Annotated in this window: 7 protein-coding genes and 1 pseudogene; 5 read left to right on the top strand and 3 right to left on the bottom strand. The window is 73.3% G+C overall.

All coding sequences use genetic code 11. The features are described 5' to 3' along the window. A pseudogene (locus K6I33_RS28560) lies at positions 1–127 on the bottom strand (MBL fold metallo-hydrolase); the annotation flags it as partial. A gap of 120 nt (positions 128–247) precedes the next feature. Beyond that, positions 248–1,240 carry an alpha/beta fold hydrolase gene (locus tag K6I33_RS28555; RefSeq protein WP_229357425.1) on the bottom strand — a complete coding sequence of 331 codons (993 nt, stop codon included), beginning with the start codon at positions 1,238–1,240 and terminating at the stop codon, positions 248–250. Between the two features lie 150 nt (positions 1,241–1,390). On the opposite strand from K6I33_RS28555, the gene K6I33_RS28550 reads away from it, so the two are divergent. From K6I33_RS28550 to K6I33_RS28535, 4 genes are all read left to right on the top strand, one after another. Further along, on the top strand, positions 1,391–1,621 hold the full coding sequence (locus tag K6I33_RS28550) for a hypothetical protein (RefSeq protein WP_229357424.1): 231 nt from the start codon (positions 1,391–1,393) through the stop codon (positions 1,619–1,621). A gap of 156 nt (positions 1,622–1,777) precedes the next feature. Further along, complete coding sequence (locus K6I33_RS28545; RefSeq protein ID WP_229357423.1) at positions 1,778–2,416, top strand: TetR/AcrR family transcriptional regulator; 639 nt, start codon at positions 1,778–1,780, stop codon at positions 2,414–2,416. 163 nt (positions 2,417–2,579) lie between these two features. Further along, on the top strand, positions 2,580–2,807 hold the full coding sequence (locus K6I33_RS28540; RefSeq protein ID WP_229357422.1) for a DUF3107 domain-containing protein: 228 nt from the start codon (positions 2,580–2,582) through the stop codon (positions 2,805–2,807). Between the two features lie 199 nt (positions 2,808–3,006). After that, positions 3,007–3,285, top strand: a complete 279-nt coding sequence (locus K6I33_RS28535; RefSeq protein ID WP_189451565.1) for a hypothetical protein — start codon at positions 3,007–3,009, stop codon at positions 3,283–3,285. A gap of 63 nt (positions 3,286–3,348) precedes the next feature. Here the strand turns inward: K6I33_RS28535 and K6I33_RS28530 are convergent, their stop codons facing one another. Beyond that, positions 3,349–4,107, bottom strand: a complete 759-nt coding sequence (locus tag K6I33_RS28530) for a ferritin-like fold-containing protein (protein ID WP_229357421.1) — start codon at positions 4,105–4,107, stop codon at positions 3,349–3,351. Between the two features lie 517 nt (positions 4,108–4,624). Here K6I33_RS28530 and K6I33_RS28525 point away from each other — a divergent pair. Next, a complete protein-coding gene (locus K6I33_RS28525; protein ID WP_308297344.1) occupies positions 4,625–7,201 on the top strand; it encodes a DEAD/DEAH box helicase in 2,577 nt (858 codons plus the stop codon). Positions 7,202–7,339 lie beyond the last annotated feature (138 nt).

Here is a 7,339-nt window from a genome sequence, read left to right as displayed (position 1 = left end):
CGGCTCCGGGGCCGGCGGCCACTTCCCTGAGGTAGGGGTTGGTGGCGCGCTCCTGGCCGATGGTCGTCTGGGGGCCGTGGCCGGACAGCACCACGGTCGAGTCGTCCAGGGGCAGGCACACACGGGCTGCCCGGCGTCGGGCAGCGAGGCCCCGGGGCCGGGCCCGCCCTCGGTACGGCGGCGGCCCGAGCCGGGGGCGGCGCCTGCGGCGGTCCCGTAGGGGGGCCGGTCGGCGCGTGCGCTGTGTTTACCCACGGGGCGGGGCGCTCCGTTCCGGTGTCGGTGTCGTGACGGTGTCCGCGAGCAGTTCCCGGAAGGCGCGAGCCACCACGTCCGGGTCCTCCATCATCGCGACATGCCCCGCCTCGAGAAGCGTCAGCAGCCGCGAGTCGCGGAAAGCCTTGCTCGCGCGGCGGGCCATGCGGATGGAGACGAGCTGATCGCGCACTCCGTACACGAGCAGAGTAGGGGCAAGGACCTTCTCCGCCTGACGCCACAGCGAATGCTGTCCGCCGAGCGTGTACGCGTCGACGATGCCGCGCGCCGAGCGGGCCATGACCTCCCAGAAGTAGGGGAGCTCCAGGCGCCGCTCGTACTCGGCGACGGCCAGGGCGAAGCCCTCGGGCGTCACCCGGGCGGGGTCGCCGTAACAGAGGGCGAGCACCTCGCGGGTGCGGCGCTCGGCCGTCCACCCCTTCGTCATCCGGGCGAAGAGGGAGACGACGCCGGGCACGGCGAGCAGCCCGGTGGGCACCGCCGTGCGCTGGGGGCGCAGCTCGGGCAGGGCGGGCGAGACGAGGGTGAGGGTGCGGACGAGGTCGGGCCGGACCGCGGCGACGCGGGTGGCGACGGCGCCGCCCATCGAATTGCCGAACAGGTGGACGGGGCCGCGGCCGCTGCTGTCGAGAAGGCGGATGACGGCGCGCGCGTACCCCGTGATGGAGTAGTCGCCGTCCTCCGGCGGGGGCGCGTCACCGAAGCCCGGCAGATCGAGGGCCTCGCCGTCGACGGTGTCCGCGAGCCGGTCCATCAGCTCGGACCAGTTCTGCGAGGAGCCGCCGAGCCCGTGGACGAAGAGCGCGGGCGGCAGCCCGGCGCGGACGGGCGGCCGGGAGCGCACGGTCAGCGTGACCCCGGGCAGGGCCACCGTGCGCAGCGCCTCCCCCGGGCTGACCCGCGAGGACCGCGTGGGCGGCACCACGGGCACGGCACCGGTGTCCGGCGACTCGGTCGATGACATGCGGGCAATGTTACGAGACGATCACGCCGGGGCCCTTGTGGCGGGGGTCACAGATCACCTGGCGGTGCGGGGCACTCTCTCCTAGGCTGCCCAACAGGGAGTATCAAGGAGTAAGAGGGCGCTCATCCCGGATACCGGAAGGGATCCCTTATGCCTGTCGACCCGACCGACCCGGACACCTTTGAAGAAGAACTCGACGACGAGGCGGTTGCCATGGAGTTCGACGCGGAGACCCCGGAAGCGGACGCCGCCGAGCAGCACGCGGACCTGTCCCCGCACCAGGACGACTCACTGGCGCACGCGGACCCGGACGCGGCGAACGAGGCGGACCGCGCCGAGCAGGCCCGGGTGGTGGAGCTGAACGAGGACGACTACCGCTGACTCCCGGGACAGCTGTGCCGATAATCGGCGATTTGTCGATTTCCCACAGCGTCCGGTCCATGAAATTCTCCGCTCCGACCGCGCACGCCCCGGTTACCGAAAAGTACGATGGCGGGCGCGGTGCACACCGTGCACGGATACGACATGGGAGGCGGCGTGACAGCCATCGAGCAGACAGAGGCGCGCCCGCGGGGCACGCGCCTGCCGCGCCGAGCCCGACGCAATCAGCTCCTGGGCGCGGCCCAGGAGGTCTTCGTGGCGCAGGGTTACCACGCGGCCGCGATGGACGACATCGCCGAGCGCGCGGGCGTGAGCAAGCCGGTCCTCTACCAGCACTTCCCCGGCAAGCTGGACCTCTACTTGGCCCTGCTGGACCAGCACTGCGAGAACCTGCTCCGGGCGGTCCGCACGGCGCTCGCCTCCACCAACGAGAACAAGCAGCGCGTGGCGGCCACCATGGACGCCTACTTCGCCTACGTCGAGGACGAGGGCGGCGCCTTCCGCCTGGTCTTCGAGTCCGACCTCACCAACGAGCCGGCCGTGCGCGAGCGCGTCGAGCGGGTCTCGCTGGAGTGCGCGGAGGCGATCAGCGAGGTCGTCGCCGAGGACACCGGCCTGTCGAAGGACGAGGCCATGCTGCTGGCCGTGGGCCTCGGCGGCGTCTCCCAGGTGGTCGCCCGCTACTGGCTCTCCAGCGAGAGCACCGTCCCGCGCGAGACGGCCGTCCAGCTGCTGACGTCGCTGGCCTGGCGCGGTATCGCGGGCTTCCCCAAGGTCGCGCACGAGCAGGGCTGACCCGCGCCCGGGGCGTGTTCCCGCCTGTTCGCTGCGAGCGTGCGGGCGGGGCCCGGCGGACCGCCCGTACCGGGCTAATGTGTGCAACGTACGGCGCGGCTGGTCCGCGCACCCCTCCCCTGGGCTCAGCCATGGGGGACCCCAACCTTCGGAGGGACAGACCGTGGAGGTCAAGATCGGCGTGCAGCACGCGCCCCGCGAGATCGTTCTGGAGAGCGGGCTGGCTGCCGAGGAGGTCGAGCGCATGGTGGCCGAGGCGCTCGCCGGCAAGTCCGCGCTGCTGAGCCTGGTGGACGACCGTGGCCGCAAGGTCCTGGTGCCGGCCGACCGCCTGGCGTACGTGGAGATCGGCGAGCCCACGACCCGTAAGGTCGGCTTCGGCGCGATGTGACCCGCTTCGAGCGGAATCGAACGGCGGGGCCCCGGTGTGGAATTCACCGGGGCCCCGCCGTTGTTCGTATCCGGTACGGGGCCCGGAACGGGGGCGTACCGAGATCGTCGCCGAGGGTTGTCCGGGGCGGACCCGGGGTAAGACCGCTACGACCGATTTGCACCCCGCTTCTCGGCCACCTCACTGGGAGGGTATGAGCATGATCCTCTGGGAAGCGCTCGGCTCGGTCCTCATCGGCCTCGCCGTCTCCTACGCGGCCCTGCGCTGGCTTCCCGCGCGCTTCGGGCAGATCCGCTCCCGGGGCCTGGCCCTGTCCACCGGACCGGGGGCCGCCCTCTTCGGAGCCCTCCTGGGCCATTCCGTGCTGGGCCCGGGCCATACCCTCGCCACGCTGGGCGTCTCCCTGGGCGTCTGCGTCGCGCTGCTCTCGCTGCTGCTGCGCCCCACCGGCCGGCCCCGCCGCTCGGCCACGGCCTGACGACCGCGGCCGACGACGGGATACCGGTGGTGCGCGTTGACCGTCCCGCTGCTCCGGCGCCTGTTATGCGGCCAGGCCCAGCGCGGCCATGCGCTTGGTGTGCGCCTCGGTGATCCGGGAGAACATCTTCCCGACCTCGGCCAGATCGAAGCCGTCGGCCACCCCGCCCACGAGCATCGTCGACAGGGCGTCCCGGTCGGCGACCACGCGCTGCGCCTGCGAGAGCGCCTCGCCCATCAGCCGGCGCGCCCAGAGCGCGAGCCGCCCGCCCACCCGGGGCTCGGCCTCGATCGCCGCCCGCACCTTCTCGACCGCGAACGAGGCATGGCCCGTGTCGTCGAGCACGGCCAGCACCAGCGCCCGGGTGTCGGAGTCCAGCCGCGCCGCGACCTCACGGTAGAAGTCACTGGCGATCGAATCGCCTACATACGCCTTGACCAGGCCCTCCAGCCAGTCCGAGGGCGCGGTCAGCCGGTGGAACTCGTCCACGCCGGCGGCGAAGGGCTCCATCGCGGCGGTCGGCGGCGCGTCGATCGCCTCCAGCCGGTCCCGCAGCCGCTGGAAGTGCTGGAACTCGGCCGCGGCCATCTTGGCCAGGGCGGCCTTGTCGTCCAGGGTCGGCGCGAGCTTGGCATCCTCCGCCAGCCGCTCGAAGGCGGCCAGCTCACCGTAGGCGAGGGCACCGAGCAGATCCACGACGGCCGCCCGGTACTGCGGGTCCGCGGATGCCGTGGCCCAGTCCTGGGCGGCGATCCCGGTGTGCTCCCCGGCGGCCGGGGCGACGGGCTCGGTGGCGTTCTCAGGTGTGTCGGGCGTCTCCATGCAGCGAACGATAGCCCGCCGTACGACACGGCGAACCCCCTGGTCAGACAGTTCATCCCGATCCGGACACCCGATTGTCCGGACACACATGCGCCTTTCCGGGGTACAGTGCTAATAGGCCAGCCGAGTATTCGGCCGGCCCAACTCATGCTGTGTCTTCTGGAGGCGAGTCTCCAGGGCTCCAGCGGATGCCCGGTCGGTGGCCCGATCGGCTTCCACACAACCGACCGCCCTCCGCGCGGGGCGCACGAGTCGTGCGCACCTGGAGGGATCCGCTCGCGGCACGTGTGCTCGAGCGAAGGCAGTGGTCCCGCGCCGCGCCCGGCCCCACCCGGTGGCCGGCTCAGTACCCCGGCGCGGTCCGTACGTCCCTCACGTACGACCCCCTTCGCCGCCTCGCGCCGCGTCTCACAGAAGAGGCAAGACTCTGTCCACTTTCCGCGATCTTGGGATTCTGTCCGAAACCGCCGAGGCCCTCGAGGCCGTCGGCATCGTGAATCCGTTCCCCATCCAGGAGATGACGCTTCCGGTCGCGCTCTCCGGCTCCGACGTCATCGGCCAGGCCAAGACCGGCACCGGCAAGACCCTGGGCTTCGGCCTGCCCCTGCTGGAGCGCGTCGTCGTCCCCGCCGACGTGGAGGCGGGCCGGGCCAAGCCCGAGCAGCTGACCGACGCCCCGCAGGCCCTGGTCGTCGTGCCCACCCGTGAGCTGTGCCAGCAGGTCACCAACGACCTGCTCACCGCCGGCAAGGTGCGCAACGTCCGCGTCCAGGCCATCTACGGCGGCCGTGCCTACGAGCCGCAGGTCGAGGCGCTCAAGAAGGGCGTCGATGTGATCGTCGGCACCCCCGGCCGGCTGCTCGACCTCGCCGGCCAGAAGAAGCTGAGCCTCGCCCACGTCAAGGCGCTCGTCCTCGACGAGGCCGACGAGATGCTGGACCTGGGCTTCCTGCCCGACGTCGAGCGCATCATCAACATGCTGCCGGCCCGTCGGCAGACCATGCTGTTCTCGGCCACCATGCCGGGCGCGGTCATCTCGCTGGCCCGCCGCTACATGTCGCAGCCCACGCACATCCGCGCCACCTCGCCGGACAACGAGGGCCAGACGCACGCGAACATCGCGCAGCACATCTTCCGCGCCCACAACATGGACAAGCCGGAGATGGTCGCCCGCATCCTCCAGGCCGAGGGCCGCAACCGCGCGATGATCTTCTGCCGTACCAAGCGGACGGCCGCCGACATCTCCGAGCAGCTCACCCGGCGCGGCTTCGCCGCCGGCGCCGTCCACGGCGACCTCGGCCAGGGCGCCCGCGAGCAGGCGCTGCGCGCCTTCCGCAACGGCAAGGTCGACGTGCTGGTCTGCACCGACGTCGCCGCGCGCGGCATCGACGTCGACGATGTCACGCACGTGATCAACTACCAGACCCCCGAGGACGAGAAGACCTACCTCCACCGCATCGGCCGCACCGGCCGCGCGGGCAAGTCGGGTACGGCCGTCACGCTGGTCGACTGGGACGACATCCCGCGCTGGAAGCTCATCAACAAGGCGCTGGAGCTTTCGTTCGACGACCCGGAGGAGACGTACTCCACGTCCCCGCACCTGTACGAGGCGCTGAACATCCCCGCCGGCACGAAGGGCATCCTGCCCCGCTCCGAGCGCACCCTCGCCGGCCTCGCGGCCGAGGAGATCGAGGACCTCGGCGAGCCGGGCGGCCGTGGCCGCGGCCGGGACGGCAGTCGTGACGGCGGCCGTGACGGTGGCCGTCGTGGCGACCGCAACGGTGGCCGTGACCGTGCGGAGGAGGAGCGTCCGGACCGTACGCGTACGCCGCGCCAGCGCCGCCGTACGCGCAACGGCGCGCCGGTCGGCTCGGAGGCCCCGGCGGCCGCGACGGCCGTGGCTCCCTCCGCCGAGCCGACGAAGGCCGTCGAGAGCGCCGTGAGCGCGTCCGGTGCCCCGGAGACCCCGGCCCGTCCGCGTCGCCGTCGCCGCACGCGCGGCAGCGCGGGTGCGAACGCCGGTGCGGGTACGGCCGCCGTCGCCGTGGCGCCCGCCGTGACCGCCGAGCCGGCCCGGGCCGCGGCCCCTGCCGCCGCTCCGGCCGCGGCCCCCGCGGCGAAGGCCGAGGCCCCCGCCCGTACGCGCGGCCGCCGTATCCGGCCGGTCGTCGCCCCGGTGACCGACACGGTCGACTTCCAGACCGTCGAGAGCGCCGCGGCGGCCCTGGCCGTCCCGGCCGCCCGCGTGGCGCAGGCCGTGGAGGCCGTGGAGACGGTGGAGACGGTGGAGGCCACCGAGGCGAAGCCGAAGCGCGCCCGCACCCGCACCCGTACGACCGCCAAGAAGGCCGTCGCCGTGGCCGAGGCCGAGGCCGTCGAGACGGCCGAGGTGGCGGAGGCCAAGCCCAAGCGGACGCGCACGACGGCGAAGAAGGCCGCCGAGGCCGTCGTCGTCGCCGAGGCGACCGCCGAGGCCGTCGTCGACACCGCCGAAGCCGCCGAGGCCAAGCCGAAGCGCACCCGCACGGTCCGCAAGACCGCCGCGGCCGTCGTCGAGGCCGCCGCCGAGGCGACGGAGGAGAAGCCGAAGCGGACCCGGAAGGCCGTGGCCAAGAAGGCCGAGGCCGCCGTGGACACCGCCGAGGCGGCGGAGGCCGTCGAGGTCAAGCCGAAGCGCACTCGCGCCACGGCTGCCAAGAAGGCCGCCGCGGCCGTCGTCGACGCTGCCGAGGCAGCGGAGACCACGCCGAAGCGCACCCGCACGACCACGAAGAAGGCTGCCGCAGCCGCCGTCGACACCGCCGAGGCGGCCGAGGCCAAGCCGAAGCGCACCCGGAAGGCCGCGGCCCCCAAGGCCGCCGAGGCCGTCGTCGACACCGCCGAGGCGGCGGAGACCAAGCCCAAGCGGACGCGCACCACCGCGAAGAAGGCTGCCGCGGCCCCGGTCGAGACCGCCGGAGCGGCGGAGGAGAAGCCGAAGCGGACCCGGAAGGCCGTGGCCAAGAAGGCCGAGGCCGCCGTGGACACCGCCGAGGCGGCCGAGGCCAAGCCGAAGCGCACCCGGAAGGCGGCGGCCCCCAAGGCCGACGCCTGATCCGAGACCCGGGCGCCGGGTGGGCTGATGTCAGCCCACCCGGCGCTCGGGCGTATCCGGGCCCGGGAACGGGCCGGGAGCAGGCCGGGCGCGGGCCGGGAGCGGGGCCGGGGCACCCCCTCCGGCCCGCGCCCGGCC

Origin of the sequence: Streptomyces sp. UNOB3_S3 (assembly GCF_020740895.1) — a bacterium.
Taxonomy (GTDB): domain Bacteria; phylum Actinomycetota; class Actinomycetes; order Streptomycetales; family Streptomycetaceae; genus Streptomyces.
This window is presented reverse-complemented; position numbering and strand designations above follow the sequence as displayed.

Excerpts from the sequence above, each read along its gene's own strand:
- K6I33_RS28555 (WP_229357425.1), bottom strand. The coding sequence starts at position 1,240 with ATGTCATCGACCGAGTCGCCGGACACCGGTGCCGTGCCCGTGGTGCCG.
- K6I33_RS28550 (WP_229357424.1), top strand. The coding sequence starts at position 1,391 with ATGCCTGTCGACCCGACCGACCCGGACACCTTTGAAGAAGAACTCGAC.
- K6I33_RS28535 (WP_189451565.1), top strand. The coding sequence starts at position 3,007 with ATGATCCTCTGGGAAGCGCTCGGCTCGGTCCTCATCGGCCTCGCCGTC.
- K6I33_RS28530 (WP_229357421.1), bottom strand. The coding sequence starts at position 4,107 with ATGGAGACGCCCGACACACCTGAGAACGCCACCGAGCCCGTCGCCCCG.
- K6I33_RS28525 (WP_308297344.1), top strand. The coding sequence starts at position 4,625 with ATGACGCTTCCGGTCGCGCTCTCCGGCTCCGACGTCATCGGCCAGGCC.